The organism is Variovorax sp. 22077 (assembly GCF_052044195.1).
GTDB lineage: Bacteria > Pseudomonadota > Gammaproteobacteria > Burkholderiales > Burkholderiaceae_C > Variovorax > Variovorax atrisoli.
The window spans coordinates 1-23580 of record NZ_JBQEQC010000029.1; the positions used below are offsets into that span (position 1 = coordinate 1).

Genomic DNA, 23580 nt, shown 5'->3' on the forward strand with positions numbered 1-23580 from the left:
GTGCCCACGTTCACGTGCGGCTTGGTGCGGGTGAATTTACCTTTTGCCATTTTTCAATCCTTGAAAGAGCAGTCCCGTGTATTGGTTTTATGTCTGCATCCGGTTGCTGGTTCGCCCCGCACGGGAACAGGGCGGCACCGGATCGCAGACAGGAAGGGCCGCGCAGTGCGCGGCCCCTGGTTCTTTTGAAAGCTTACTTGGCGCGAGCGGCCACGATGGCTTCGGCGACGTTGCGCGGAGCTTCGGCGTAGTGCTTGAACTCCATCGTGTACGTTGCACGGCCTTGCGACATCGAACGCAGCGTGGTCGAGTAGCCGAACATTTCCGACAGCGGCACTTCTGCCTTGATGGCCTTGCCGCCACCGACCATGTCGTCCATGCCCTGCACCATGCCGCGGCGGGACGACAGGTCGCCCATCACGTTGCCGGCGTAGTCTTCAGGCGTCTCGACTTCCACGGCCATCATCGGCTCGAGGATCACGGGGTTGGCCTTGCGGGCACCTTCCTTGAAGCCGAAGATCGCGGCCATCTTGAACGCCATTTCGTTCGAGTCCACGTCGTGGTACGAACCGAAGTGCAGCGTGACCTTGACGTCCACGACGGGGTAGCCCGCCAGCACGCCCTGGCCCAGCGCTTCCACGATGCCCTTCTCGACCGCGGGGATGTATTCGCGAGGAACCACACCGCCCTTGATGGCGTCGACGAACTCGAAGCCCTTGCCGGCTTCCTGGGGTTCGATCTTCAGCACCACGTGACCGTACTGGCCCTTGCCGCCCGACTGGCGAACGAACTTGCCTTCGGCTTCCTCGACGGTCTTGCGGATCGTCTCGCGGTAGGCCACCTGCGGCTTGCCGACGTTGGCTTCCACGCCGAATTCGCGCTTCATGCGGTCCACGATGATTTCGAGGTGGAGTTCGCCCATGCCGCCGATGATGGTCTGGCCCGATTCTTCGTCGGTGTTGACGCGGAACGAGGGGTCTTCCTGTGCCAGGCGGCCCAGTGCGATACCCATCTTTTCCTGGTCGGCCTTGCTCTTCGGCTCCACGGCCTGGCGGATCACCGGCTCGGGGAAGTGCATGCGCTCGAGCGTCACGACGGCTTCCGGATCGCACAGCGTTTCACCGGTCGTCACGTCCTTCAGGCCCACGCAGGCGGCGATGTCGCCGGCGCGGATTTCGCTGACTTCCTCGCGGTTGTTCGCGTGCATCTGCACGATACGGCCGATACGTTCCTTCTTGCCGCGCACCGGGTTGTAGACACTGTCGCCCTTCGAGAGCACGCCCGAATAGACGCGCACGAAGGTCAGCTGGCCCACGAACGGGTCGGTCATAAGCTTGAACGCCAGGGCCGAGAACTTCTCGTTGTCGTCGGCCTTGCGAGTGGTGGGCTCGTCGTCTTCCGACACGCCGGCCACCGGCGGGATGTCCAGCGGCGAGGGCATGTATTCGACGACGGCGTCGAGCATGGCCTGCACGCCCTTGTTCTTGAAGGCCGAGCCGCACAGCATCGGCTGGATCTCGCCGGCGATGGTGCGCTGGCGCAGGGCCTTCTTGATTTCCTCTTCCGACAGCTCGCCGCCTTCGAGGTACTTGTTCATCAGGTCTTCGCTGGCTTCGGCAGCCGCTTCGACCAGCTTTTCGCGGTATTCGTTGCAGACATCGACCAGGTTGGCCGGGATGTCGCCGTACTGGAAGGTCACGCCCTTGTCCTCGTCCCAGATGATCGCCTTCATCTTCACGAGGTCGACGATGCCCTGGAAGTGCTCTTCGGCACCGATCGGGATCTGAATCACGACGGGGTTGGCCTTCAGGCGGTCGATCATCATCTGGCGAACGCGCAGGAAGTCGGCGCCGGTGCGGTCCATCTTGTTGACGAACGCGAGACGCGGAACCTTGTACTTGTTGGCCTGGCGCCAGACGGTTTCCGACTGGGGCTGCACGCCGCCGACGGCGTCGTACACCATCACGGCGCCGTCCAGCACGCGCATCGAGCGCTCGACTTCAATGGTGAAGTCCACGTGGCCGGGGGTGTCGATGATGTTGATGCGGTGTTCGTCGAACTTGCCGGCCATGCCCTTCCAGAAGCAGGTGGTGGCAGCCGAGGTGATCGTGATACCGCGCTCTTGCTCTTGCTCCATCCAGTCCATCGTGGCGGCGCCGTCGTGCACTTCACCGATCTTGTGGTTCACACCGGTGTAGAACAGGATGCGTTCGGTCGTCGTGGTCTTGCCAGCGTCGATGTGCGCGGAGATGCCGATGTTGCGGTAGCGCTCGATGGGGGTCTTGCGGGACATGATTTACTTTCGGGTTAAATGCGTTGAGCGCTGGGCCTCGAGTACAGGCTGAAAGCCCGTCACTCGACACCCAACGCCCAAGCGAAGTTTGGTTTTTAGAAGCGGAAGTGGCTGAATGCGCGGTTGGCTTCTGCCATGCGGTGCACTTCGTCGCGCTTCTTCATCGCGCCGCCACGGCCTTCCGTGGCTTCCATCAGTTCGTTGGCCAGACGCAGGGCCATCGACTTCTCACCGCGCTTGCGGGCGGCTTCCTTGATCCAGCGCATCGACAGGGCGAGGCGGCGGACGGGACGGACTTCGACCGGCACCTGGTAGTTCGCACCGCCGACGCGGCGCGACTTCACTTCGACCATCGGCTTCACGTTGTTGATGGCGATGGTGAACGCTTCGAGCGGATCCTTGTCAGGATTCTTCTTCTCGATGAAGTCGAGGGCACCATAGATGATGCGCTCGGCAACAGCCTTCTTGCCGCCTTCCATGATCACGTTCATGAATTTGGACAGCTCGACATTGCCGTACTTGGGATCCGGCAGGATTTCACGTTTGGGGACTTCGCGACGACGTGGCATTTTTCTAACCTCTTTGCTTCAGTTGGCACCGTTTCCGGCACCGCGAGAGTCAAGCGGGACTCTCACTTACTCGACCCGACAGTGGGTCACTACGTTCGATGTACCCGCCAAGGTAACCGAACACCGTTTGTTTTTGACGACAGGAAGGCTTAAGCCTTCTTGGGACGCTTCGCGCCGTACTTGGAACGCGACTGCTTGCGGTCTTTCACGCCTTGCAGGTCGAGCGAGCCACGAACGATGTGGTAGCGCACACCGGGCAAGTCCTTCACACGACCGCCGCGGACCAGCACGACGCTGTGTTCCTGGAGGTTGTGGCCTTCGCCGCCGATGTAGGAAATGACTTCGAAGCCGTTGGTCAGGCGGACCTTGGCAACTTTACGCAGAGCCGAGTTCGGCTTCTTGGGCGTCGTGGTGTAGACGCGGGTGCAGACACCGCGACGTTGCGGCGAGTTCTGCATGGCAGGGCTCTTCGAAGCGATCTTTTCGACCGTCCGACCCTGACGCACCAGTTGATTGATGGTTGGCATGAATTAAAAAGTCCCCAAAACGAGAAACGCCCCGGCCCTGGCTGTGAAACCGCCCTTGTCGTGACTCAAGGAGGCCGGGAATGACGAAAACGTGAAACCCTTCGGAAAATTCCGAAAAGCCCACGAGTATAGCAAACGAGTCTGAAAACGGCAAAGCCGGGCGGGCCCGCAGGCCTGCCGATGGCTTTTCGGGCCCTTCAGGCTACTTGATCCAGAGCCGCAGGGCGTCCCAGGCACGGCCGAAGATGCCGGCCTGCTCGACCGGTTCCAGGGCCACCAGCGGGACGTCGGCCAGGGGCTGGTCGTCCAGCGTGACCTTGAGCGAGCCGACCGGCTGGTACTTGGTGAACGGCGCCACCAGCGGGTCGGGGCGCGACACCTGGGTCTTGATCTTGTTGGCCGAGCCGGCCGGCACGGCCACAACGATGGGATCGGGACGGCCCAGCTTCAGCACATTGGCCTTGCCCTTCCACACGGCCGGAGTGGCCGCCGGCTGGCCGCCGTCGAACAGGCGCACGGCGTCATAGGCCGTATAGCCCCAGTTCAGCAGCTTCTGCGACTCGTTGGCGCGCACGGTCTCGCCCGTGGTGCCCAGGACGATCGACAGCAGGCGGCGCCCGCCCGTCAGGTTGGGAAAGTCGCGCTTGGCGGTGGCGATCATGCAGTAGCCGGCAGCTTCGGTGTGCCCGGTCTTCAGGCCGTCGACGGTCGGGTCGCGGAACAGCAGCATGTTGCGATTGGTGTCGTTGGTCGACGGAGTGCCCGGGTAGCGGTACTTCTTGATGGCGTAGTACTTGGCTTCCTCGGGGAAGTCGCGCACCAGGCGGGTCGCCAGGATGCTCAGGTCGCGGGCCGTGGTGGTGTGGCCGGGCGCGGTCAGGCCCTCGGGGTTCTTGTAGGTGGTGTTCTTCATGCCCAGCACCTTGGCCTGGGCGTTCATCATCTCGACGAAATGCTCCACGGTGCCGCCCACGCCTTCGGCCAGGGCGACGGTGGCGTCGTTGCCCGACTGCACGATCAGGCCCTTGATCAGGTCTTCCACCGGCACCTGCATCTTGGGGTCGATGAACATGCGCGAGCCGGGCATCTTCCAGGCGCGGGTGCTGACCGGCAGGGTCTGGGTCAGCGTGATCTTCTTGGTGCGCAGGGCGTCGAACACCAGGTAGGCGGACATCAGCTTGGTGAGCGAGGCCGGCTCGACCGGGCTGTCGATGTCCTTCTGGGCCAGGATCTGGTTCGCGGTCACGTCCAGCAGCAGATAGCTGCGCGCGGCGATTTCAGGCGGCGCCGGCATCTGGGCGGCGGCGAGCAGGCTGAAGGAAGCGGCGGCGGTAAAGACCAGCGCGCGGAGCGCGCCAAGAAAAAGATTCATTGGGAGTTCGGAAAGAGACGAAAACAAGCCGGAGCGGCTTTCAAGCGATGTCCGCGCGCAGATGGCGGACGACCAGACCCTTGAGCAGCGGCAATTGTCCGTGAAAGAAATGGCCGCCCCCGGGGATGACTGTGACAGGAAGTGACTGCGGCCGAGCCCAGTCCATCACTGCGGACAGCGCGACTGTATCGTCGGCCTCGCCATGGACCACCAGCGTGCGCTCGTGCGCCTCCACTGGCAGCGTCGCGACGTTGTTGCGCGACGCCGCCGTGCCCACCAGCACGATCTGCCGGAGCTCGCGCGCGGACCACAGCCGGGCGACGGCGCCGCTCGCGACGAAGGCACCGAAGGAGAAGCCGGCGATCGCCAGCGGCCCTTCGGGGGCGAGTTGGCCGATGACGTTCAGCATGTCTTCCAGCTCGCCGCGACCCTCGTCGTGCACGCCCTCGCTGGCGCCCACGCCGCGGAAGTTGAAACGCACCGTGGTCCAGCCGGTGGCGACGAAGGCGCGCGCCAGCGTCTGCACCACCTTGTTGTCCATCGTGCCGCCGAAGAGCGGATGCGGATGGGCGATGACCGCGACGCCGCGCGGGGTTCCGGCAGGCTGGTCGCGCTGCACTTCGATCGCGCCTGCGGCGCCCTGGAGGGTGATCTTTTCTGTCTGGGAATTCATTGGCGCAGGTACGAGCAGAGGGGCGGCGGAAAAGTTCAGCGTCCGACGTTCGGAGGTAGCAGCAGCCGCTCGACGACCTGACCGTTCTTCAGGTGCGACTCGACGATCTCGTCGATGTCCTCGCTGTCGACGAAGGTGTACCAGACGGCCTCCGGATAGACCACGGCCACTGGCCCGCCTGCGCAGCGGTCTAGGCAGCCGGCCTTGTTGACGCGGACCTTGCCGGGCCCCGACAGGCCCTCAGCCTTGACCTTCGCCTTGCAGCGGTCGAAGCCCTCCTGCGCGTTGTGCATGGCGCAGGAGTCCTCGCCGTTCTTGCGCTCGTTCAGGCAGAAGAAGATGTGGCGGCCGTAGTAGCCGGACGGCGCGGCTGGAGTGGAGCTGGGCATCGGCGGATTTTAGTGACCACCCTCTTCGCCATGTCGACGGCCGAGCAATCCGCACCCTCAGCCCACAGGAGCCGCATCGCGCCGCCCGCGGCGCGACAGGGCCGCCACCACGTAGACCAGCACCGCATAGGGCCACACCCAGCCCAGCCATTGCGCCAGCCCGTGGAAGCGGATGAAGCGCCCCTGCTCCCAGGTGGCCAGCGTCTGCGCGAAGTACGCGCTCTCGGGCGCCTGGTTCAGCAGGCTCAGCTGCAGCACCAGCCCCATCAGCAGCAGCGCCGCGCACAGGCGCCGCGGCGCGAACAGCAGCAGCACGCCGGCGAAGAGCGCTGCCGCCATGCCGACCTGCACCGGCAGCCCCAGCCAGGCCCAGGCGTGTTCCGGCCCGTAGCTCAGCGCCGCCGACAACGCGGAGGCCGCGACGCCCGACAGCAGCGTCAACGGCAGCAGCACCGCGCGCTGGACCACCGAGCGCGCCACCAGGTAGCCCAGCAGGCATGGCACCAGCGCGCCCAGCATCACGCACAGCAGTTCCACCGCCGGCACCAGCGGCTCGAGTTCGAACTGCCGCAGCGGCAGCCAGTCGATGAAGGGCGTGTCGAGAAGCCACTCGGAGATCGCCACCTCGAGCCGCTCGAACACCTGCCCCAGCCCGAAAGTGACGGCGGCCGGAAAGAGCAGCGCGAAGGGCCAGAGCGCCAGGAGCACCAGCGCGCCGCGCGAGTCCTCGGCGAACCACTGCGAGCGCGCCCGGCTCCAGTGCGCCACGGCCCCCAGCCTCTCGAGCCCCGCCGCCACGACGGCGCCGGCGAGCGCGCCCGAAACATTGAGCCCCAGGTCCACGTTGGAAGGAATGCGCGCCGGCAGGTAGCTCTGCAGCGTCTCCATGGCAAAGGAGACCGCCGCTCCCGCCACGGTGGCCCGGGCCACCGCGTGCCAGACGCGGGAGGCCTTCCCGGTCCGCAGCACCGCCAGAGCGCAAAGGAAGCCGAAGGGCACGTAGCCCGCGACGTTCACCGCGAAATCGAAGCCCGTCCAGTATTTGGGCCAGGGCGCCCACAGGTACGCCCAGGGCGCGATCCCCTGGTCGCGCCAGTCGGCGAACGGGTACAGGCTGGCGTAGACGATCAACGCCCCGTAGGCGAGCGCCAGCGGGAGCGCGGCGGACTTGTGCTGCGGCCGATCCACCGTGTGCCCCGGTGCCGGCTCAGAAGGGCTTGACCACCACCAGGATCACGATGCCCAGCAGCAGCAGCACCGGCAGTTCGTTGAACCAGCGAAACCAGCGGTGGTTGCGCCGGTTCTCGCCGGCGACGAAGCGGCGCAGCAGCACCGCGCAGCCGTGGTGGTAGCCGATCACCACCAGCACCAGCGCGAGCTTGGCGTGCATCCAGCCGTTGCCGGGGCCGCGCCCGATGCCGTAGCCCAGCCAGAGCCACAGGCCGAAGCCGATCGCGGGAACCGCCAGGAAGGTCGTGAACCGCAGGAGCTTGCGCGCCATGAGCAGCAGGCGTTCGCGCTCCGCCACCGACTCGGGAGGAACCATCGCCAGGTTCACGAAGATCCGCGGCAGGTAGAACAGTCCCGCGAACCAGCTTGCGATGAAGACGATGTGTAGAGATTTGACCCAGAGCATGGGGGCAGTTTAGTGGCGCCCTCCCCGCGGCACCGCTCTGTTCGGGCGGCGATTCACTCGTACGACAGGCAAAAAAAAGCCCGACGTCTTCACGTCGGGCTGGGAAGCCCTTTTGCTGTCACACATCAAGGCACCCGCTCAGGGAGGAAAAGCGGGGGGCGGCAAGCCGCCCGCTTCAGAATTTAACAAAGACGAAACAAGGTTTCAAGCGACTGGGCCACTTTCTTTGACATTTAAAGCAAAAAACTGAAAACCTTGGTTCTACTATTTTCCGTAGTTGTCAGACAACCGAACGCCCGTGCCAAGGGAGTCGTAAACAGACGGTTCAGGCACAATTTTGTAAATATGACGTCATCATCTTCCCCCCTGGCCATGTTTCCCGCCGGGCGGCCGCGGCGCCTGCGCCGCGACGCTTTCACCCGCAACCTGGTGCGCGAGCACGCGCTGACGACCAACGACCTGATTTACCCGGTCTTCGTCCAGGAAGGCGAGAAACGCCGCGACGCCGTCCCCTCGATGCCCGGCGTGGACCGCCTGAGCCTCGACCTGCTGCTGCCCGTGGCCGAGCAGTGCGTGGCAGCCGGCATTCCGGTGATGGCGCTGTTCCCGGTGATCGACGCCAGCCTCAAGACGCCCGACGGCCGCGAGGCCTTCAACCCCGACGGGCTGATTCCCCGCGTGGTGGGGGCGCTGAAGTCGCGCTTTCCGGAACTGGGCGTGATGACCGACGTCGCCCTCGACCCCTACACCAGCCACGGCCAGGACGGCCTGCTCGACGACACCGGCTACATCCTCAACGACGCGACCGTCGAAGTACTGGTGAAGCAGGCGCTCGCCCAGTCGCAGGCCGGCGTGGACATCGTGGCGCCCAGCGACATGATGGACGGGCGCATCGGCGCGATTCGCAATGCCCTCGAGGCCCGCGGCGACTTCCACACGCGCATCATGGCCTACAGCGCCAAGTACGCCAGCGCCTTCTACGGCCCCTTCCGCGACGCCGTGGGCTCGGCCGCCACGCTCGGCAAGAGCAACAAGAAGGTCTACCAGATGGACCCCGGCAACAGCGACGAGGCCCTGCGCGAAGTCGCCATCGACATCGCCGAAGGCGCCGACATGGTGATGGTGAAGCCCGGCATGCCCTACCTCGACATCGTGCGCCGCGTGAAGGACCAGTTCCGCGTGCCCACCTTCGCCTACCAGGTCAGCGGCGAATACGCCATGCTCAAGGCCGCCGCCCAGAACGGCTGGCTCGACCACGACGCCGTGGTGCTCGAAAGCCTGCTGGCCTTCAAGCGCGCGGGCGCCGACGGCGTGCTGACCTATTTCGCGCTCGACGCCGCGCGCCTGCTGCAGAAGTAACGGCGCGCCGGCAACCGGGCATGCGCATCTTCGAAATCAACCGTTCGCAGGTCAGCGAACACGCCGCGCTGGCACCGCTCGCGGTTCCGGGTGCCTGCGGGGCCAGCGGCTATCTCTGGATCTCGCTCACGCGGGATGAATTCCGCTCCTCGCTGGCCGAGGTGCAGCAGATCCTGCAGACGCTGTGCAAGACGCAGCTGGTCGACCTGCACGTGGCCGACCTGCTCAACGACCAGCTTCCTTCGCACTACGACTACACCTCGCTGTACGACGTGCTGGTGTTCCGGCGGCTGGCCAACGGTCAGGGCCAGGCGGCGCTGGGCAACGGCAAGGGCAGCACCAACGAGGCCCCGCCACTGCCGGCACCGGCTGCGGCTCCCCGCCAGCCGCGCAGCGGCCCGCCCGTGCTGCGCCGTGTCGACACCAGGCCGGTCGGCTTCGCGGTGTTCGACCGGGTGCTGCTCTCGGTGCACCCGGAAGACGGCGCAGTGCGCGACGCCTTCGCCGCCCGGCTGCTGGCCGCCGCCTCGCCCGACGGCGGCGCCCCGGCGCTCGACGTGCGCGCCACCTCGGCCCGCCTGCCGACCAGCCCTGCGGACCTGATGCTGCGCGTGATCAACCAGATCGTCGACGGCTACCTCGACCTGCGGCGCGAGCTCACCAAGCAGCTCGACCACTGGCAAAGCGAGCTGATCGACCCGCGCAGCCGCTTCACCAACTGGGGCGCGCTGATGGAGGCGCGCCAGTCGCTGCACCACCTCGACGAGATCTGCGAGGACCAGCGCGCCGCCATGCAGGACTGGATCGATTCGCTGGAGACGCTCCCCGTGCCCAAGGGCGAGGTGGAGCAGCGCGAGCGCGAACTCATCATGATCCGCAGCCGAGACGTGCTCGAGCACATCGAGCGCGTCGTGCACCACGTGCACCGGCTGGAGCAGAACGCCGAGACGGCCGTGCAGATGCACTTCAGCGTCCAGGGGCACCGCGCCAACGACATCATGCGGGTGCTGACGGTGCTCACCGCCGTGTTCCTGCCGCTGAACCTCATCGCCGGCATCTTCGGCATGAACTTCGAATTCATCCCGCTGGTGCACAAGGCCGACGGCTTCTGGATCGCGATGACTTCCATGCTGGTCATCGCGGTGCTGCTGGTAATCGTGTTCTGGCGCAAGCGCTACCTCGCCCGCACGCGCTGAACCCAGGCTTCGCGCCAAAAGAAAAGGGCCACGCTTTCGCGTGGCCCTTTTTCATTGCTGCAGTCCGGAGGACCGCTTCAATTACTTGGCGGTGGCGCCGGCGCCTTGCTGGGCCTGGACGCGCACGTCCATCGGGTGGGGCATGGTCGAGACGACCTTGCTGTTGACGCGCGAGCCACTGGTCACGTTCTGGTCGGGAGCGTAGGCGGTGCGAACGGCTTCGGCTTCGACGATCGAGCGGTCCTTCGACACGGCAACCGTTTCGGCACCGCGCGAACCGCGCACGACGTTCTGGTTCGGAGCCGCTGCGGTACGCACGGCTTCGGCGTTGACTTCGTCGCGGCTCTTGGTCGACACGGCGGTGTTCACGCCTTGGTAGGTTTCAGCCTGGGCGCCAGTGGCGGCGAGCAGGGCGAGGGTGGCGGCAGCGAGGATTTGCGAGGTCTTCATGTTCATTTCTCCTAGGGTGTTCGTTGGATGGTTCGTCCACCAGGCCTGCTGGTCCGCGAGCCTGTGCGGCGAGTTTCCGGGGGAACTGCGTTGCCGGAACACTCGGTTCAGAGACACCGTGTTTCCTCTATTGAAACAATGTCGACATGAAGGCATGCAAAGCAAAAAGCCGGGCCCGGTTCGCACCGGCCCGGCCCTGGCTGAGGGAAGACTTCCGGCCTAGCGTCCGGCGCGCTCGAACTGGGGAGGCACTTCGCTGTTGACGAAGGCGCGGCGGTCCAGGTTCTGGTTCGGCGCGTGGGCGGCGGCCACGGCCTCGGCGCGGACCGAGGCCCGGTCACGGGAACTGGGCCGGGAGGTCAGCGGCGCCGCGACCACGTCGCCATAGACATTGCCGTCGCGCGCCGCGGCATCGGCTTCGGCCGCCACGGCACTGCGGCTGGTGAGGGCCTTGAGCGGCTGGACAGGCTCGAAGCCCTGCGCCAGCGCACCGCCGGAAGCGGCGAGGAGCGACAGGGCAGCGGCGGCGATGATCTTCGGGGTCTTCATTCCAGTTCCTTCCAACGGTCCAGCCGGGCTGGCGACGTCGGCGCGTAGCGCAAGTGTCGCCCAGACCGGTCAGGAAAAACCCGGGAGAATCGAACCATCGCGTTCCCAAAACGGAAACAATGGACTCATCCACATGGACAGCCTCGATCTGATCAGAACCTTCCGGGAGGTCGCCTCGCACGGCAGCTTCTCCCAGGCAGCCAAGAGGCTGGACATGTCGAAGGCCACCGTCAGCAAGTATGTGGCCGAGCTGGAAACCCGCTTCGGGGTGCGACTTCTGAACCGATCCACCCGCTCGGTGAGCCTCACCGACGCCGGCCAGCTGCTGCTGGAGCGCAGCACCCCGGTGCTGGAGATGGTCGAGCTCACACAGGCCGAGCTGCAGGAGCGCGCCAGCCAGCCCGGCGGGCGGCTGCGCATCTCGGCGCCGCACGGCATGGGCAACGGCGAGTTCCCGAACCTGCTGGCCGACTTCATGCGCTACTACCCCGACGTGAGCATCAGCCTGCAGCTGACCAACCGCACCGTCGACCTCGCCGAGGAGGGCATCGACGTCGACATCCGCAGCGGCCCGGTGGAAGACGCCAACCTCATCGTGCGCAAGCTCCGGCGCATGGAGATGGTGGTCTGCGCCTCGCCCATCTACTGGAAGAAGCACGGCAAGCCCGAGCACCCACGCGACCTGGCCAACCATGAAGCCCTCACGCACTCGCTGCTCGGCGCCCAGCCTGTCTGGCGCTTCGACGACGGCGGCCAGCCGCTGGACGTCCACGTCAAGAGCCGCATGGACTGCACCGAGGGCGCGCCGCTGATCCGCGTGGCGATGCGCGGGTTCGGCGTGATCTACCTGCCCTCGATCCTCGTGCAGTCGCACATCGAGCACGGCGAGCTGGTGCCGGTGCTGCAGGACTACACGCGCAAGGACATGTGGCTCTCGGCGGCGTACCTGCAGCGGCGCCACAACAGCGCCGCGCTGCGGGCCCTGCTCGACTTCCTGCAGACCCGCGTGGGCGACGGGCACGGCCCCAGGCGAAAACCGGCACCATGAAAAAAGCCCGGCATGCCGGGCTTTTCCCTTCTTAGCCGTAGCGGGTCAGCCGACGTGCTTCGCAAAGAACGCCAGCGTGCGCTCGCGCGCCAGCTTGGCCGCGTCGGCGTCATAGGAGCCGCGCTGGTCGCAGTTGAAGCCGTGGCCCACGGGGTACACGTGCACTTCCACTTCGGGATGCGCCTTCTTGAACGCCTCGACGGTGTCCAGCGGAATCCAGTGGTCCTGGTTGCCGAAGTGCGCCAGCACCGGCACCTTGGGCTGGCGCGCCGTTTCCTCGGGCGAGGTCATGCCGCCGCCGTAGTAGGGCACCGCCGCCGACAGGCCCGGCAGCAGCGCGGCCGCGCGCCAGGTCAGCAGGCCGCCCCAGCAGTAGCCGACGATGCCGACCTTGCCCGCCTTCGACGCATAGGCGATCGCGGCCTCGATGTCCTGCAGCACGCCCGGCGCCGGCAGCGCCTCGACCGCCGTCTTCAGGCCGAAGCCGTTCTTCATGTCGTCTTCCGAATAGCCGAGCTCGACGCCCGGCTTGACGCGCTGGAAGGTCGACGGCGCCACGGCGAGGTAGCCCTCGGCCGCGTAGCCGTCGGCCACGGAGCGGATGTGCGAGTTCACGCCGAAGATTTCCTGCACCACGACCACCGCGCCGCGCGGCTTGCCGGCCGGCTCGGCCACGTAGGCGGGAAAGCTCAGGCCGTCCTTGGCCTTGAGATCGATGAATTGACCCATGTTTTCTTGCTCCTTGATGGCAAACGGATGAATGAATGAATAAAGAAAGGGAGGACCGAATGAATGATTTGCCGGCCTACGCGCGCAGCGCCCTCTCGACGAAGTCGAGGCGATCCTGCCCCCAGAATATTTCGCCGTCGATCACGTAGCTCGGCGCGCCGAACACCTGGATGTCGATGGCCTCCTGCGTGTAGGCCTCGTAGCGCTCCTGCACCGCCTGGCTCTGCGACTGCTCGCCGCGCTTGGGCGACAGCCCGCATTCGACCACCAGCGAATCGAGGACCTTCGGATCGCCGATGTTGCGCTCCTGCACCCACACGGCCTGGAACACCGCCGAGCACATGCGCATCGCGGCCTCGGTGCCGTCGTGCATGTCGACCGCGATGATGAGCCGCGCCGCGTCGTCGCTCGCCACCGGGAAGAACTTCGGCTTGACGTTCAGCGGCAGCTCCAGGTATTTCGAGCAGCGCGCCAGGTCGACGAGCCGATAGGCCTGGCGCTGCGGCGCCCGCTTGCCCAGCGGCAGCCCGCCCGACACCGGGAACACGCTGCCCATGTCGATGGGCCGCACCCGCACCGTGGCACCGGCGGCCGCGGCGATCGCCTCGAAGCGGGAATGCCCCAGGTAGGTCCATGGGCTCTGTGGCGCAAAGTAATAGTCGATCGTCTTGGTGCTCATGCGCATGCCCCCGGGTGATGTAATCCAAGCCAGTCGTTTTAACTGACACGCAGTTTCTCTGCAGGAGGTAGGTTTTGGACCAGGTGCTATTGATCACCGGCGGCGGTCGCGGCATCGGCGCCGCCACGGCCCTGCTCGCGGCCAGCCGCGGCTACGCAGTGGCCGTCAACTACGCCACCAACTCCCTGGCCGCCGACGAGGTGGTGCGCACCATCCGCGACAACGGCGGCAACGCCATGGCCGTGCAGGCCGACGTGGGCGACGAGGCACAGGTCCTGGCCATGTTCCGGAAGGTCGATGCCCGCTTCGGCCGCCTCACCGCGCTGGTCAACAACGCCGGCGTGGTCGACATGACTGCGCGCGTCGACGAAATGAGCTTCGCGCGGCTGGAGCGCATGTTCCGCATCAACGTGATCGGCAGCTTCATCTGCGCGCGCGAGGCGGTGCGGCGCATGAGCACGCGCTACGGCGGCTCGGGCGGCGCCATCGTCAACATCTCCAGCGGCGCTGCGCGGCTGGGCTCGCCGGGCCAGTACGTCGACTACGCCGCGAGCAAGGGCGCCATCGACACCTTCACCATCGGCCTGGCCAAGGAAGTGGCCGAGGAAGGCATCCGCGTCAACGCGGTGCGCCCCGGCCTGATCGACACCGAGATCCACGCCTCGGGCGGCCTGCCCGACCGCGCCTTCGAGCTCGCACCGACCGTGCCGATGAAGCGCACCGGCACCGCCGAGGAGATCGCCGGCGCCATCCTGTGGCTGCTCTCGCCCGAGGCGAGCTACACCACCACGGCCCTGCTCGACGTCACCGGAGGCCGCTGAGCATGAGCACCTCGATGGACCTGATCAAGCCGCTGGTGACGCTGGTGGCCATCGTCAACCCGCTGGCCATCGTGCCCTTCTTCATCCACTACACGCAGGGCTACAGCGACGCGCAGCGCCGCCACACGGTGCGCATGTCGGCCTTCAGCGCCTTCGTGGTGATCGCCGTGAGCGCGCTGCTGGGGCTGCAGCTGCTGTCCTTCTTCGGCATTTCCATCGCGAGCTTCCAGGTCGGCGGGGGGCTGCTGCTGCTCATGAGCTCGCTGTCGATGCTCAATGCCAAGCCTGCCGAGAGCAAGACCAACGTCGAGGAGCTGCGCGCCACCGAGGTGAAGGCGTCGATGGGCGCGTCGATCGCGGTGGTGCCGCTCACCATCCCGCTGCTCACGGGGCCGGCCACCATCTCCACCGTGGTGATCTACGCCGACAAGGCGCAGCACCTGTGGGAGCTGGCGATCCTGGTCGGCTACGGCGTGGTGGTGGCGCTGGCCACCGCCCTGGCCTTCTCGCTCGCTCAGCCGATCGCACGCGTGCTGGGCAAGACGGGCATCAACATCATGACCCGGCTGATGGGCCTGATCCTCGCCGCGCTCGCCGTCGAGGTGATGGCCGACGGGCTCGGCAAGCTGTTCCCGATCCTGAACAAGCTCGGCTGAAAAGCCGACAGCCGGCAGCTGGTTCAGGCCAGCATCTTCTCGATGATCTTCCAGTGCGCCGGCTCCACCGGCGTGATCGACAGCCGGTTGCCCTTGCGCAGCACGACCAGCTCGGCCAGCTCGGGCCTGGCGCGCAACTCGGGCAGCGCCAGCAGGCGCGTCTTGCGCAGCGCCTGCACGTCCACCAGCAGCCAGCGCGGATCGTCCTTCTTCGACGCCGCGTCGTAGTGGGGCGACTTCGGATCGAACTGCGTCGGATCGGGCTTGATGCCCGAGGCCACTCGCGCGATGCCGGCGATGCCCGGCTCCGGGCAGCTCGAGTGATAGAACAGCACGCCGTCGCCGACCTTCATGCCGTCGCGCATGAAGTTGCGTGCCTGATAGTTGCGCACGCCGGTCCAGGCCACGGTGGCGTCGGGCGCGGCGAGCGCATCGTCGATCGAGACCTCGTCGGGCTCGGATTTCATCAACCAGTAATTGGGCATGGTGCCCGCTATGGTGTCACATAGTCAGACACGACGACCCATTTCCCGTCCTTGATCTGCGACAGGCGCGACTGGTCGTTGCCCAGGCGCTTGGTGGCCGTGTACGTGCTCTTCGGGCTGCCGAACATGTCGGGCTCGAAGGTCATGCTGTCCATGGCCTTGATGAAGCTGTCGGTCGTGAGGTTCGGGCCGGCCTTGGTGGCGGCCTTGATGAACGAGTCGACGATCACGTAGCCGTACACCGAGAACACCGTCGGATCCTCGTTGAACTTGGTCTTGTACTTGTTGGCCCAGAAGCGCAGCGGCTGCGACTGCTCGTCGGTGTAGGGGTTCTGCACGGTCATGGTGGCGTAGATGCCGTCCATCGCCTTGCCGCCGAGCTTGTGGATCAGGTCGGTGTACGCCGCGCTGGAGCCCAGGAAGGTCGGGTTGAAGCCGGTCTTGCGCGCCTCGCCCACGGTGCCGATGGTCTCTCGGATGATGGTGCCGAGCACCACGAGGTCGCAGTTGGCGGCCTTCATCTTCGCGACCTGCGAGCTGAAGTCGGTGGCGCCGCGCTTGAACGATGTCTTCTCCGTCAGCTCCATGCCCGCGGCCTTCAGGCCCGCCTCGGCGCCGCGCTGCACCTCCAGGCCGAACTCGTCGTCCTGGTAGATGGTGCAGACCTTCTTGGCGCCCTTGTCCTTGATCATCTTCGGCAGCGCCAGCCGGATCTGGTCGTAGTAGGTGGCCGCGAACGAATACTTCAGCCGGTTGAGCGGCTCGTACATCTCGCGCGCCGCGGTGATGGGCATGTAGTTGATGACGTTCTTGTCGAACTGCACCGGCATCGCCGCCATGTTCTGCGCCGTGCCGATGTGGCCGGCCATGATGAAGATCTTCTCCTGGTTCACCAGCTTCTGGGCCGCCAGCACCGCCTTCTTCGGGTCGTAGCCCGAGTCCTCCACGAAGAGCTTGAGCTTGCGGCCGTTGACGTTGCCCTGCTCGTTGAGCTCGTCCACGCGCAGCTGCATGCCGTTGCGCGCCTGCTTGCCGAAGCCCGCGAGCGGGCCCGACAGGTCCTGGATGGTGCCGATGCGGATCTCGTCCTTGGTCACGCCCTGTTGCTGCTGGGCGGACGCGAGCGTCGCGGTCAGTCCCAGCACGGCCAGCGTCGTCAGTGTCTTGAGCTTCGTCATTGCGTTGTCTCCTTGCCTGTTGAAAAACACACTGCCTGGCCTTTTCCAGAAACACCGCGGAACCGGCTTTGCCGGGCCGCTGGTGTTGCCCCCGGTAGGGGGAAGGCGTGCGCGACACGAAGTGCGCGAAGCCTGGGGGCGAGCCTTATCCATACATGGCCTCGATGCGCTGCGCGTACTTGGCCTGCACCAGCTTGCGCTTGAGCTTCATCGTGGGCGTGAGCTCCTCGTCCTCGGCGCTGAGCTGCGTCTCCAGCAGGAAGAACTTCTTGATCTGCTCCACGCGGGCGAACTTGGCGTTGACGCGATCGATCTCGCCCTGGATCAGCTCCTGCACTTCCTTGGCGCGCGTCAGGCTCTCGTAGTTGCTGAACGGCACGTCGTTGTCCTGCGCGAATTTCTCGACGTTCTCCTGGTCGATCATGACGATCACCGTGAGGTAGGGCCTCCTGTCGCCGATGACCACGGCATCGGTGATGTAGAGGCTGAACTTGAGCTCGTTCTCCAGCTCGCTGGGCGTCACGTTCTTCCCGCCCGCCGTGATGATGATGTCTTTCATGCGGTCGGTGATGCGGAAATACCCGTCCTCGTCCATCACGCCCACGTCGCCGGTGTGCAGCCAGCCGTCGGCGTCGATGGTCTCGGCCGTCTTCTCCGGCAGGTTGAGGTAGCCCATGAAGACATTGGGACCGCGCACCAGGATCTCGCCGGTGGCCGGGTCCACGCGCACCTCGTTGTAGCTGGTGGCCGGCCCGATCGAGCCCGGCTTGATGCGTGCGGCCGGCACCGCGGTGGAGGCGCCGCACGACTCCGTCATGCCCCACACCTCCAGCATCGGCACGCCCAGCGCGAGGTACCACTTCACCAGCTCCGGCGAGATGGGCGCCGCGCCCGTCACCAGGAAGCGCGAGCGGTGGATGCCGATGAGCTTGCGCGCGTTGTCCAGCGCGAGCGCGCGCGCCAGCCTGAACTTGAGCTTCAGCCCTGCCCCCACCGGCTGGCCAGCCAGCACGCGCTCGGCGATCCGTTCGCCCACGCCGATGCTCCACCTGTAGGCCGCCTGCTGCAGCGGGCTCGCTTCCTTCAGCGCGATCATCACGCCGGAATAGAACTTCTCCCACACCCGCGGAACCGCAGTGAACACGGTGGGTGCGATCTCGCGCACGTTCTCGGGCACCGTCTCCGGGTTCTCGACGAAGTTGAGGATCGAGCCGGTGTACATCGCGAAATACTCGCCGCCCATGCGCTCGGCGATGTGGCACAGCGGCAGGAAGCACATGCGCTCGTCCTTGTCGTCCTGCGCCACCAGCGTGTTGTAGCCGCGCGCCGTGTACACCAGCCCCGCGTGGCTGTGCATCGCGCCCTTGGGCTTGCCGGTCGTGCCCGAGGTGTAGACGAGGATGGCCAGGTCTTCCGGACGGCAGGCCGCGACCGTGCGATCCACGGTTTGCGGGTCGGCCGCCAGGCGCTCGCGGCCGAGGGCGCGCAGCGCGTCGAGGCTCATCACGCCCGCGTCGTCGAGGTCGCGCAGGCCCTCCATGTCGAACACGATCACGCGGCGCAGCCCCGGCAGGCCGGCGCGCACCTCCAGCGCCTTGTCGAGCTGCTCGTCGTCTTCCACGAAGAGCACGGTGGTGCGCGAGTCCTCGCAGAGGTAGTGCACCTGCGAGGCGGCATCGGTCGGATAGATGCCGTTGGACACGCCGCCGCAGCTGAGCACCGCGAGGTCGGCCAGCACCCATTCGATGACGGTGTTCGACAGGATCGACGCGCACTCGCCCGGCGCGAAGCCGATGGCCTGCAGTCCCGCCGCGATCTCTCGCACCGCGTCGGCCGTCTGGTGCCAGCTCCAGCTGCGCCAGATGCCGAGCTTCTTCTGCCGCATCCAGATGTTGTCGCCGCGCTGCTTCACGGCGTTCCAGAACATCGCCGGGATGGTGTCGCCGGGCACGACCACGTCGAGCTTCGGCGCGAAGGTGTTCAGGTCCCAGAGTCCTTGCTGCATGGCGACTATCTCCAGGTCTTCTTCTTTTTCCAGCGCCGCTCGCCGCGCACGCCGTCGTCCTTCATGCCGAGGTAGAACTCCTTGATGTCCTCCTTCTCCCTCAGGCGTTCGCAGGAGTCTTCCATCACGATGCGGCCGTTCTCCAGCACGTAGCCATGGTCCGCCGCGTTGAGCGCCATGTTGGCGTTCTGCTCCACCAGCAGGATCGTGGTACCGCGCTCGCGGTTTATGCGCACCACGATCTCGAAGATTTCCTTCGTCAGCTTCGGGCTCAAGCCGAGGCTGGGCTCGTCCAACAGGATCAGATGCGGCGCCGCCATGATCGCGCGCGAGATCGCCAGCATCTGCTGCTGCCCGCCCGACAGCAGGCCCGCGTCCTGCGCCGCGCGCTCGCGCAGGATCGGGAAGTAGCCGAAGACCGTCTCGATGTCGCGCACCACGCCGTCGCGGTCCTTGCGGGTGTAGGCGCCCATCAGCAGGTTGTCCTTCACCGACAGCAGCGGGAACACCTCGCGGCCTTCAGGCACGTGGCTCAGGCCCTGCTGGACGATGTAGGCCGGGTCCTTGGCGGTGATGTCCGCGCCCTGGAACTCGATGCTGCCCTTGCGCGGATCGATGATCCCGGAGATGGTCTTGAGGATCGTCGTCTTGCCCGCGCCGTTCGAGCCGAGCACCGTCACGATCTCGCCCTTGCGAACCCTGAGGCTCACGCCCCTGATGGCCTTGATCGGGCCGTATGCGCTCTCGACGTTCATGAGCTGGAGGACTGTGTCGCTCATGTCCGCCCTCCACCACCCAGCCAAGCCCGGTGTGCGGTGCGGCGCGGCCGCCCCCCCTGTGCCGCCGAGGAGCGCAGCGTTTCGCGGACAAGGGCTGGCAGCTGTTTGAGCGAAGCGAGTTCTGCGAGACCCCGCGAAACGCGAGCACCGCAGGGTAGCCGCGAAGCGGCCGGCATAGTGGGGGCGGCCGCGCCGCACCGCATGCCGGGCGCCCCCAAAGAGGCAACGAACGAAGCTTTCACGCCGCCACCCTCCTCAAACTGCTCACGTCGTCCACGGTCCCCAGATAGGCCTCGACAACACGAGGATCAGCCTGCACTTCGCCGGGAGAGCCAGTAGCCAGCACCTCGCCCTGGTTCATAGCCAGCACCCGGTCCGATACCTTCGACACAAGCGACATGTCGTGCTCGACCATCAGCACCGACACGCCCAGCTCATGCTGGATGTCCTGGATCCAGAAGGCCATGTCCGCCGTCTCCTCCACGTTGAGGCCGGACGAAGGCTCGTCGAGCAGCAGCAGCTTCGGCTCCGTGCACAACGCACGCGCCAGCTCCACCACCTTGCGAACGCCATAGGGCAGCCCCGCGACCATCGAGTCGCGATGGTGCTGCAGGTCCAGCAGGTCGATCACCTGCTCCGCCTTCTCGCGCGCCGCGATCTCGGCGCGCCGCGTGGCCGGCGTGAAGAAGACCTCGCTCCAGAAGCCCGTCCGCCGGTGCGTGTGGCGGCCGATCAGCAGGTTGTGCAGCACCGTCGCATGCTCGAAGAGCTCGATGTTCTGGAAGGTGCGCGCGATGCCCAGTGCCGCAATCGCGTGCGGCGCCTGCTGCGTCAGCGCGATCGGCCTTCCCGCTTCGCCGTGCCACACGATCTCGCCGGTGGTCGGCGTGTAGATGCGGCTGATGAGGTTGAACACCGTCGTCTTGCCCGCACCGTTCGGCCCGATCAGCGTGAAAACCTCGCCGCGCCGCACGTCGAAGCTCACCTTGTTGACCGCGAGCACGCCGCCGAAGCGAACGCTCAGCTCCTTCGCGGAAAGGAGGATGTCGCCGCTCAACGCTGTACTCCGTCACGCGCCGGCGCGCAGGATTGCCACTCGGCATTCGCAGGACACCGCGGAGCCGGCTTTGCCGGGCCGCAGGTGTCGCCCCCGGCGAGGGGGTTGGCGAAGCGACACGAAGTGCGCGAAGCCTGGGGGAGTGTCATTTCAGTCGATCCGACTTGGTGAAGGACTTCTGCCGCTTGAACAGACCCTTGCGGTAGAACGGAAACAGCTGCAGCCAGGTGCGGATCTTCAGCCAGCGCCCGTACAGCCCCAGCGGCTCGAACAGCACGAAGGCGATCAGCACCAGGCCGTACACCAGCCCCTGCAGGCCCGGCGCCTGTCCGATGGCGGCAGGCAGCCAGTCCTTGCCGATGGAGATCAGCTGCGGCATCGCGATCAGGAAGATCGCGCCCAGGAACGCGCCGTGCACCGAGCCCAGCCCGCCGATCACCACCATCAGCAGCAGGTCGATCGACTGCAGGATGCTGAACTGGTCCGGCGAGATGAAGCTCAGCTTGTGCGCATACAGCGCGCCGCCCAGCCCCGCGAGCGCGGCCGAGATCGCGAACGACATCGTCTTGTAGCGCGCCAGATGGATGCCCATGCTCTGCGCCGAGATCTCCGAATCGCGGATCGCGACGAAGGCCCGCCCCGTCGGCGAACGCAGCAGGTTCAGGATGCCCAGCGTCGCCAGCACCGCCACCACCAGGCAGAGGAAGTAGAAGCCTTCGCCAGAGCCCAGCGACCAGCCGAAGAGCTGCGGCGACTTGACGTGCAGCCCCGCGTTGCCGCCCGTCATGCTCTCCCAGCGCGCGAACACCTCCTCGACGATGAAGCCGAACGACAGCGTCGCGATGCCCAGGTAGATGCCCTTCACCCGCAGCGCCGGCAGGGCCACCACCACGCCCACCGCCGCCGACAGCGCAGCGGCCGCGACCAGTGCCAGCGGAAACGGCACGCCGATGTTCGTCAGCACGCCCTGCGTGTACGCCCCCGCGCCGAGGAACGCCGCGTGCCCGATGGAGAACTGGCCCGTGAAGCCCGCCAGCAGCATCAGCCCCAGGCCGACGATGCCGTAGATCAGCACGAAGGTCAGCTGCGCGAGCCAGTACTCGTCGATGACCCACGGCGCCGCCAGCAGGAAGGCCACCAGCAGCCCGTACCAGAACACGTGGCCGCCGTGCTTGGCGAGCCGGATGTCCTGGTCGTAAGTCGTTTTGAAGATGAAGCGCATGGTTCAGGTCCGTCGCCAAGCCGCCCCAGGGCGGACCTGCGCCCCCTCGGGTGGCGGCGAGTACACGAAGTGACGAGCGTGGGGGCGCATTCTTTAAACCTTCTTGCGCAGCTTCTCGCCGAACAGGCCGTTCGGCTTGATCATGAGCATCAGCAGCACCACGATGTACGGCGCGGTGTCCTTGAAGCCGTCGGGCAGGTAGAAGCCCGCGAAAGACTCGACGATGCCGATCACCAGCCCGCCGACGATCGCGCCCGGCAGGCTGCCGAAGCCGCCCACCACCGCCGCCGGAAAGGCCTTGAGCCCGATGAAGCCCATGTTCGCGTGCACGAAGGTGATGGGCGCCAGCAGCATGCCCGCGATGGCCGCCACCGCCGCCGCGAGCCCCCACACCAGCCCGTTGAGCCGCTTCACCGGAATGCCCATGTAGTAGGCCGCGAGCTGGTTCTGCGACGAGGCCTGCATCGCGATGCCCAGCTTGCTGTAGCGGAACATCGCGAACAGCAGGCCGCACAGGATGGCGGTGGCCACGATGATCACGAACTGCTCCAGGTTCACCACCAGCTCGCCCAGCTTCCAGATCTGGTCCTTGTAGGGCACGGCCAGCGTGTGCGTCTCTGTGCCGATGCCCGGCACCATGGTGACGAGCCCGCGTGCCACGTACGCGATGCCGATGGTCAGCATCACGATCGAGAACTGCGGCTGCCCGAGGATCGGCCGGATCACCACCAGCTCCAGCAGCACGCCGAAGGCCGCCATCGCCACCACCGCGAGGATGGCCGCCAGCCAGAAGGGCATGCCGAAGAGCGACATGCCCGCGAACGCCCCGAAGGCGCCGAGCATCATCAGGTCGCCCTGCGCGAAGCTCACCGTCTCGGTGGCCTTGTAGATGAGCACGAAGCCCAGCGCGATCAGGCCGTAGATGCAGCCTTGCGCGATGCCCGACAGCAGCAGCTGAAGAATCTGCATGGACTCTGTTCCGCCGCGTTCATTGCCGGGTGAAGCCGCCGCTGCCGCCGGCCGCGTCGTGCAGCACGAGGCGGCGCGAGCCGGCCACGATGTCGCTGGGCTTGAGGCCGTAGACCTGACGGATCGAATGACTGAAGTGCGTCGAGTCGGGGTAGCCGGTGTCAAGCGCGATGTCGGTCAGCGTGCTGCTCTGGCGCACATGGCGCAGCAGGCTGCGCGCACGCTTCCAGGCCCTGAACGCACGGAAGGCCATGCCCGTCTCCTGTTTGAACAGGTGCAGGAAGCGCGAGAACGACAGGTGCACCGAGGCCGCCCACTCCTCGGCCGAGGCCGGCGCGGCTGGGTCGGCGTTGATGGCGTCGGCCACCCTGCGGATGCGCGCATCGAGCGCGCGCGGCGCGAGCGGCTCGCCGAAGAACATCGTGTCGAAGTCGAAGCCCTCGAAGTTCATGCCGCGCGCCGAGGCGGCGAGAAGGTTCGCATGGGCTTCGCGCACGCGCTGCACGAAGGCCGGCGCATCGGCCGGGCCGCAGTGCTGAAGGAAGGCCGGCATGCGCGCCGGATCGACCGACTCCGACTCGATCAGCAGGTTGAAGATCAGCGGATGCGCGGTCTCCACCTCGTGCGGCACGTGCGGCGGCACCACGATGAACTCGCCGCTCATCCAGGCTCCGCCGCCGATGCGGATGCGCGTGGGCGGCGCGCCGACGGGCGACACGTATACGCCGTGCCCGCCCATCGTGCGCTCGGCAGCGGCACCGAGCAGGCCTGCGTAGAACACGCGATGCGGCGTGAGCCACATCAGGCGTTCGCCTTGCCTCTCGGCACCGCGCGCGGGCGGCGTCGTCCTCGTTCGCTGCATGGTGCTTGTCTCCTGCATCGGTGGACTGCCGCTTCGTGGCGGCGTCCTTTGTTGGCTGGATCGTAGCGGCGCAGGCC

At 66.4% G+C, this 23580-nt stretch carries 26 protein-coding genes; 6 read left to right on the top strand and 20 right to left on the bottom strand.

Annotation, left to right across the window (positions count from 1 at the left end; all coding sequences use genetic code 11):
* On the top strand, window positions 1-189 hold a 189-nt coding region (locus ACTJLF_RS30120; RefSeq protein WP_440884509.1), incomplete at its 5' end, for a hypothetical protein.
* Between the two features lie 4 nt (window positions 190-193).
* On the opposite strand, the gene fusA is transcribed toward ACTJLF_RS30120, so the two are convergent.
* From fusA to ACTJLF_RS30160, 8 genes are all read right to left on the bottom strand, one after another.
* Entirely contained in the window at window positions 194-2293 is a 2100-nt protein-coding gene (gene fusA, locus ACTJLF_RS30125) for an elongation factor G (protein WP_019657816.1), read from the bottom strand.
* Window positions 2294-2388: 95 nt separating this feature from the next.
* Window positions 2389-2862 carry a 30S ribosomal protein S7 gene (gene rpsG, locus ACTJLF_RS30130; protein ID WP_019657815.1) on the bottom strand — a complete coding sequence of 158 codons (474 nt, stop codon included), beginning with the start codon at window positions 2860-2862 and terminating at the stop codon, window positions 2389-2391.
* Between the two features lie 149 nt (window positions 2863-3011).
* Window positions 3012-3389 carry a 30S ribosomal protein S12 gene (gene rpsL, locus ACTJLF_RS30135; RefSeq protein WP_019657814.1) on the bottom strand — a complete coding sequence of 126 codons (378 nt, stop codon included), beginning with the start codon at window positions 3387-3389 and terminating at the stop codon, window positions 3012-3014.
* Between the two features lie 202 nt (window positions 3390-3591).
* Window positions 3592-4761, bottom strand: coding sequence for a D-alanyl-D-alanine carboxypeptidase family protein (locus ACTJLF_RS30140; protein WP_440884510.1), 1170 nt, complete (start codon window positions 4759-4761; stop codon window positions 3592-3594).
* A gap of 40 nt (window positions 4762-4801) precedes the next feature.
* On the bottom strand, window positions 4802-5434 hold the full coding sequence (locus ACTJLF_RS30145; protein ID WP_019657812.1) for an alpha/beta hydrolase: 633 nt from the start codon (window positions 5432-5434) through the stop codon (window positions 4802-4804).
* Between the two features lie 35 nt (window positions 5435-5469).
* The gene (locus tag ACTJLF_RS30150; RefSeq protein ID WP_019657811.1) at window positions 5470-5823 is read right to left on the bottom strand and encodes a (2Fe-2S) ferredoxin domain-containing protein; all 354 of its coding nucleotides are present in this window, start codon (window positions 5821-5823) and stop codon (window positions 5470-5472) included.
* Between the two features lie 57 nt (window positions 5824-5880).
* The gene (locus tag ACTJLF_RS30155) at window positions 5881-7011 is read right to left on the bottom strand and encodes a VanZ family protein (RefSeq protein WP_019657810.1); all 1131 of its coding nucleotides are present in this window, start codon (window positions 7009-7011) and stop codon (window positions 5881-5883) included.
* 19 nt (window positions 7012-7030) lie between these two features.
* Window positions 7031-7459, bottom strand: coding sequence for a CopD family protein (locus tag ACTJLF_RS30160; RefSeq protein ID WP_019657809.1), 429 nt, complete (start codon window positions 7457-7459; stop codon window positions 7031-7033).
* A 345-nt stretch (window positions 7460-7804) separates the two neighbouring features.
* Here ACTJLF_RS30160 and hemB point away from each other — a divergent pair, with 345 nt between their 5' ends.
* Window positions 7805-8818 (top strand): porphobilinogen synthase, encoded by a 1014-nt coding sequence (gene hemB, locus ACTJLF_RS30165; RefSeq protein WP_440884511.1) that lies wholly within the window; start codon window positions 7805-7807, stop codon window positions 8816-8818.
* Window positions 8819-8838: 20 nt separating this feature from the next.
* Window positions 8839-10014, top strand: coding sequence for a magnesium transporter CorA family protein (locus ACTJLF_RS30170; RefSeq protein ID WP_126183871.1), 1176 nt, complete (start codon window positions 8839-8841; stop codon window positions 10012-10014).
* 81 nt (window positions 10015-10095) lie between these two features.
* On the opposite strand, the gene ACTJLF_RS30175 is transcribed toward ACTJLF_RS30170, so the two are convergent.
* Together ACTJLF_RS30175 and ACTJLF_RS30180 are read right to left on the bottom strand one after the other, a co-directional pair.
* The gene (locus tag ACTJLF_RS30175; RefSeq protein WP_026346758.1) at window positions 10096-10464 is read right to left on the bottom strand and encodes a hypothetical protein; all 369 of its coding nucleotides are present in this window, start codon (window positions 10462-10464) and stop codon (window positions 10096-10098) included.
* Window positions 10465-10683: 219 nt separating this feature from the next.
* Window positions 10684-11013 carry an alpha/beta hydrolase gene (locus ACTJLF_RS30180; RefSeq protein WP_440884512.1) on the bottom strand — a complete coding sequence of 110 codons (330 nt, stop codon included), beginning with the start codon at window positions 11011-11013 and terminating at the stop codon, window positions 10684-10686.
* A gap of 133 nt (window positions 11014-11146) precedes the next feature.
* On the opposite strand from ACTJLF_RS30180, the gene ACTJLF_RS30185 reads away from it, so the two are divergent.
* Window positions 11147-12061: a LysR family transcriptional regulator gene (locus ACTJLF_RS30185; RefSeq protein WP_019657804.1), complete on the top strand. Its 915-nt coding sequence runs from the start codon at window positions 11147-11149 to the stop codon at window positions 12059-12061.
* A gap of 45 nt (window positions 12062-12106) precedes the next feature.
* Here the strand turns inward: ACTJLF_RS30185 and ACTJLF_RS30190 are convergent, their stop codons facing one another.
* Both ACTJLF_RS30190 and ACTJLF_RS30195 read right to left on the bottom strand, forming a co-directional pair.
* Window positions 12107-12790 carry a dienelactone hydrolase family protein gene (locus tag ACTJLF_RS30190; protein WP_019657803.1) on the bottom strand — a complete coding sequence of 228 codons (684 nt, stop codon included), beginning with the start codon at window positions 12788-12790 and terminating at the stop codon, window positions 12107-12109.
* A gap of 76 nt (window positions 12791-12866) precedes the next feature.
* Entirely contained in the window at window positions 12867-13469 is a 603-nt protein-coding gene (locus ACTJLF_RS30195; RefSeq protein ID WP_126183868.1) for a 2-hydroxychromene-2-carboxylate isomerase, read from the bottom strand.
* Window positions 13470-13543: 74 nt separating this feature from the next.
* Between ACTJLF_RS30195 and ACTJLF_RS30200 the strand changes: the two genes are divergently transcribed.
* Both ACTJLF_RS30200 and ACTJLF_RS30205 read left to right on the top strand, forming a co-directional pair.
* Window positions 13544-14290, top strand: coding sequence for an SDR family oxidoreductase (locus ACTJLF_RS30200; RefSeq protein WP_126183867.1), 747 nt, complete (start codon window positions 13544-13546; stop codon window positions 14288-14290).
* A gap of 2 nt (window positions 14291-14292) precedes the next feature.
* The gene (locus tag ACTJLF_RS30205) at window positions 14293-14946 is read left to right on the top strand and encodes a MarC family protein (protein ID WP_019657800.1); all 654 of its coding nucleotides are present in this window, start codon (window positions 14293-14295) and stop codon (window positions 14944-14946) included.
* Between the two features lie 23 nt (window positions 14947-14969).
* Here ACTJLF_RS30205 and ACTJLF_RS30210 read toward each other — a convergent pair whose 3' ends face one another.
* The 8 genes from ACTJLF_RS30210 to ACTJLF_RS30245 form a co-directional block, all read right to left on the bottom strand.
* Window positions 14970-15431 (bottom strand): EVE domain-containing protein, encoded by a 462-nt coding sequence (locus ACTJLF_RS30210; protein ID WP_132755113.1) that lies wholly within the window; start codon window positions 15429-15431, stop codon window positions 14970-14972.
* An 8-nt stretch (window positions 15432-15439) separates the two neighbouring features.
* Window positions 15440-16609, bottom strand: a complete 1170-nt coding sequence (locus tag ACTJLF_RS30215) for an ABC transporter substrate-binding protein (RefSeq protein ID WP_019657798.1) — start codon at window positions 16607-16609, stop codon at window positions 15440-15442.
* Between the two features lie 145 nt (window positions 16610-16754).
* Window positions 16755-18614 carry an AMP-dependent synthetase/ligase gene (locus ACTJLF_RS30220; protein ID WP_132755111.1) on the bottom strand — a complete coding sequence of 620 codons (1860 nt, stop codon included), beginning with the start codon at window positions 18612-18614 and terminating at the stop codon, window positions 16755-16757.
* A gap of 5 nt (window positions 18615-18619) precedes the next feature.
* Window positions 18620-19393: an ABC transporter ATP-binding protein gene (locus ACTJLF_RS30225; protein ID WP_145759708.1), complete on the bottom strand. Its 774-nt coding sequence runs from the start codon at window positions 19391-19393 to the stop codon at window positions 18620-18622.
* A gap of 238 nt (window positions 19394-19631) precedes the next feature.
* On the bottom strand, window positions 19632-20450 hold the full coding sequence (locus ACTJLF_RS30230; RefSeq protein ID WP_019657795.1) for an ABC transporter ATP-binding protein: 819 nt from the start codon (window positions 20448-20450) through the stop codon (window positions 19632-19634).
* A 145-nt stretch (window positions 20451-20595) separates the two neighbouring features.
* Complete coding sequence (locus ACTJLF_RS30235) at window positions 20596-21672, bottom strand: branched-chain amino acid ABC transporter permease (protein WP_126183863.1); 1077 nt, start codon at window positions 21670-21672, stop codon at window positions 20596-20598.
* 93 nt (window positions 21673-21765) lie between these two features.
* A complete protein-coding gene (locus ACTJLF_RS30240) occupies window positions 21766-22641 on the bottom strand; it encodes a branched-chain amino acid ABC transporter permease (protein ID WP_019657793.1) in 876 nt (291 codons plus the stop codon).
* Between the two features lie 19 nt (window positions 22642-22660).
* Window positions 22661-23503, bottom strand: coding sequence for a helix-turn-helix domain-containing protein (locus tag ACTJLF_RS30245; protein WP_132755107.1), 843 nt, complete (start codon window positions 23501-23503; stop codon window positions 22661-22663).
* Window positions 23504-23580 lie beyond the last annotated feature (77 nt).

Bases quoted from the DNA above. Each gene is read 5' to 3' on its own strand.
- fusA (WP_019657816.1), bottom strand. From the start codon at position 2,293: ATGTCCCGCAAGACCCCCATCGAGCGCTACCGCAACATCGGCATCTCC.
- rpsG (WP_019657815.1), bottom strand. From the start codon at position 2,862: ATGCCACGTCGTCGCGAAGTCCCCAAACGTGAAATCCTGCCGGATCCC.
- rpsL (WP_019657814.1), bottom strand. From the start codon at position 3,389: ATGCCAACCATCAATCAACTGGTGCGTCAGGGTCGGACGGTCGAAAAG.
- ACTJLF_RS30140 (WP_440884510.1), bottom strand. From the start codon at position 4,761: ATGAATCTTTTTCTTGGCGCGCTCCGCGCGCTGGTCTTTACCGCCGCC.
- ACTJLF_RS30145 (WP_019657812.1), bottom strand. From the start codon at position 5,434: ATGAATTCCCAGACAGAAAAGATCACCCTCCAGGGCGCCGCAGGCGCG.
- ACTJLF_RS30150 (WP_019657811.1), bottom strand. From the start codon at position 5,823: ATGCCCAGCTCCACTCCAGCCGCGCCGTCCGGCTACTACGGCCGCCAC.
- ACTJLF_RS30160 (WP_019657809.1), bottom strand. From the start codon at position 7,459: ATGCTCTGGGTCAAATCTCTACACATCGTCTTCATCGCAAGCTGGTTC.
- hemB (WP_440884511.1), top strand. From the start codon at position 7,805: ATGACGTCATCATCTTCCCCCCTGGCCATGTTTCCCGCCGGGCGGCCG.
- ACTJLF_RS30170 (WP_126183871.1), top strand. From the start codon at position 8,839: ATGCGCATCTTCGAAATCAACCGTTCGCAGGTCAGCGAACACGCCGCG.
- ACTJLF_RS30175 (WP_026346758.1), bottom strand. From the start codon at position 10,464: ATGAAGACCTCGCAAATCCTCGCTGCCGCCACCCTCGCCCTGCTCGCC.
- ACTJLF_RS30180 (WP_440884512.1), bottom strand. From the start codon at position 11,013: ATGAAGACCCCGAAGATCATCGCCGCCGCTGCCCTGTCGCTCCTCGCC.
- ACTJLF_RS30185 (WP_019657804.1), top strand. From the start codon at position 11,147: ATGGACAGCCTCGATCTGATCAGAACCTTCCGGGAGGTCGCCTCGCAC.
- ACTJLF_RS30190 (WP_019657803.1), bottom strand. From the start codon at position 12,790: ATGGGTCAATTCATCGATCTCAAGGCCAAGGACGGCCTGAGCTTTCCC.
- ACTJLF_RS30195 (WP_126183868.1), bottom strand. From the start codon at position 13,469: ATGAGCACCAAGACGATCGACTATTACTTTGCGCCACAGAGCCCATGG.
- ACTJLF_RS30205 (WP_019657800.1), top strand. From the start codon at position 14,293: ATGAGCACCTCGATGGACCTGATCAAGCCGCTGGTGACGCTGGTGGCC.
- ACTJLF_RS30210 (WP_132755113.1), bottom strand. From the start codon at position 15,431: ATGCCCAATTACTGGTTGATGAAATCCGAGCCCGACGAGGTCTCGATC.
- ACTJLF_RS30215 (WP_019657798.1), bottom strand. From the start codon at position 16,609: ATGACGAAGCTCAAGACACTGACGACGCTGGCCGTGCTGGGACTGACC.
- ACTJLF_RS30220 (WP_132755111.1), bottom strand. From the start codon at position 18,614: ATGCAGCAAGGACTCTGGGACCTGAACACCTTCGCGCCGAAGCTCGAC.
- ACTJLF_RS30225 (WP_145759708.1), bottom strand. From the start codon at position 19,393: ATGAGCGACACAGTCCTCCAGCTCATGAACGTCGAGAGCGCATACGGC.
- ACTJLF_RS30235 (WP_126183863.1), bottom strand. From the start codon at position 21,672: ATGCGCTTCATCTTCAAAACGACTTACGACCAGGACATCCGGCTCGCC.
- ACTJLF_RS30240 (WP_019657793.1), bottom strand. From the start codon at position 22,641: ATGCAGATTCTTCAGCTGCTGCTGTCGGGCATCGCGCAAGGCTGCATC.
- ACTJLF_RS30245 (WP_132755107.1), bottom strand. From the start codon at position 23,503: ATGCAGCGAACGAGGACGACGCCGCCCGCGCGCGGTGCCGAGAGGCAA.